Here is a 2004-nt window from a genome sequence, read left to right as displayed (position 1 = left end):
CCGGAAGCTAAGGCTCTCAGCGCCGATGGTACTGCAGGGGGGACCCTGTGGGAGAGTAGGACACCGCCGGACTTACCTTGGAAAGGGGCCCCAGAACGATCTGGGGCCCCTTTTTTCATTTGTACGACCCTGATGGGAGCATGGTGCCATGAACGACCAGGCAGATCGCAGCTCCGATCGGAACGACGACCGACGTCGCCCTTCGGGCGACCGGCGTCCGCAGCGCGATGGAGATCGCCGTCCGCAGCGCGACGGAGACCGTCGTCCGCAGCGCGATGGTGACCGTCGCCCGCCGCAGGGCGATCGGAAGCCGTTCCGCTCGAGCGACTCCGGGTACCGCGCCGGCGGCGACAGCCGCCCGCAGCGCGACGGCGACCGACGTCCGCCGCAGCGCGACGGAGAGCGTCGCTTCGGCGACCGAGACTCGCGTCCGCAGCGCGATGGTGACCGGCGTCCGCCTCGTGATGGCGACCGCCGTCCGCCGCGCGATGGCGACCGTCGTCCGGCTCGTGATGGTGACCGTCGCCCGCCTCGTGATGGCGACCGTCGCCCGCCCCGCGATGGCGACCGCCGCCCGCCGCAGCGCGATGGCGAGCGTCGCTTCGGAGACCGCGATTCCCGTCCCCAGCGCGATGGCGACCGTCGCTTCGGCGACCGCGACTCGCGCCCGCAGCGCGACGGCGACCGTCGGCCTCCCCGTGATGGGGACCGTCGTCCGCCGCGCGACGGTGACCGCCGCCCTCCGCAGCGCGACGGCCAGCGCACCTTCGGCGACCGCGACTCGCGTCCGCAGCGCGATGGCGACCGTCGCTTCGGCGACCGCGACTCGCGTCCCCAGCGCGATGGCGACCGTCGGCCTCCTCGTGATGGTGACCGCCGGCCGCCCCAGCGCGACGGCCAGCGGAGCTTCGGCGCCCGAGACTCCCGTCCGCAGCCCGAGCGCAAGCCGCTGCGTCCCGGTGACACCGGCTACCGCGCCGATGGCTCCGACGGCCGGCTGGAGCGCGAGGCCGATCGGCGCCCGCCGCAGCGCGAGGGCCAGGGGTACGGCCGCGACGACCAGCGTCGACGCGACACGCAGCGCGAGCGCAACCAGGGCCCGCAGCGCGATGCCGCGCGCCCGGGCCGTGACTTCGAGCACCGGGGCGACGGCTCCGGCGAGAGCTTCAAGCAGGTGCGCGACGACGAGTTCGTGCCGCCGATCCTGCCCGACGACGTCGTGGCCGAGGACCTCGACATCGGCGCGCGAGCGCAGCTGAAGACCCTGACGAAGGACAACGCGGAGTTCGTCGCGAAGCACATGGCGATGGCATCGCGCTTCATCGACGACGACCCGCAGCTCGCGCACCAGCATGCGCTGGCGGCGGCGCGTCGCGCCGGCCGCATCGGCGTCGTGCGCGAGACGCTCGCGATCACGGCCTACCAGCTGGGCGACTTCGCGCTCGCGCTGCGCGAGCTGCGCACGTACCGGCGCATCACCGGTCGCGACGACCAGCTGCCGCTCATGGCGGACTGCGAGCGCGGCATGGGTCGGCCCGAGAAGGCGCTCGAGCTCGCGCGGTCGGTCGAGGCGGAGTCGCTCGACACCAACGTGCGCGTCGAGCTCGCGATCGTGAAGTCCGGCGCGCGACTCGACCTCGGTCAGGGGGAGGCGGCGCTCGAGGAGCTGCGGATCCCCGAGCTGCGCAAGGACAAGGCGTTCGAGTACAGCCCGGCGCTGTTCGCCAGCTACGGCGGTGTGCTCGAGGAGCTCGGGCGCGACGACGAAGCGGCGGAGTGGTTCGAGCTCGCGGATCGCGCGATCGATGCCCTCGAGGCAGCGCTGGCACCGGGCGAGCTCGAGGCGGTCTCCATCATCTCCGAGCGGGTCGAGTCGACCGAGGAGCCCGAGGCGGTCGCCGAGGCTGATGAGGCTGATGAGGCTGATGAGGCTGATGAGGCTGATGAGGCTGATGAGGCTGATGAGGCTGATGAGGCTGATGAGGCTGATGAGGCTGATGAGGC

The 2004-nt window shown here is 72.5% G+C and carries 1 protein-coding gene, 1 rRNA gene and 1 pseudogene; 2 read left to right on the top strand and 1 reads right to left on the bottom strand.

Features of this window, described 5'->3' with window-relative positions; genetic code table 11:
* Window positions 1-72, top strand: a 5S ribosomal RNA gene (gene rrf / locus ACVWW9_RS14330); the annotation flags it as partial.
* A 43-nt stretch (window positions 73-115) separates the two neighbouring features.
* Here rrf and ACVWW9_RS14325 read toward each other — a convergent pair.
* Window positions 116-1141 carry a hypothetical protein gene (locus ACVWW9_RS14325; RefSeq protein ID WP_456516043.1) on the bottom strand — a complete coding sequence of 342 codons (1026 nt, stop codon included), beginning with the start codon at window positions 1139-1141 and terminating at the stop codon, window positions 116-118.
* A gap of 33 nt (window positions 1142-1174) precedes the next feature.
* Here ACVWW9_RS14325 and ACVWW9_RS14320 point away from each other — a divergent pair.
* Window positions 1175-2004: pseudogene (locus tag ACVWW9_RS14320) on the top strand (primosomal protein); the annotation flags it as partial.

This window comes from Agrococcus sp. UYP33 (assembly GCF_054060915.1).
This window is presented reverse-complemented; position numbering and strand designations above follow the sequence as displayed.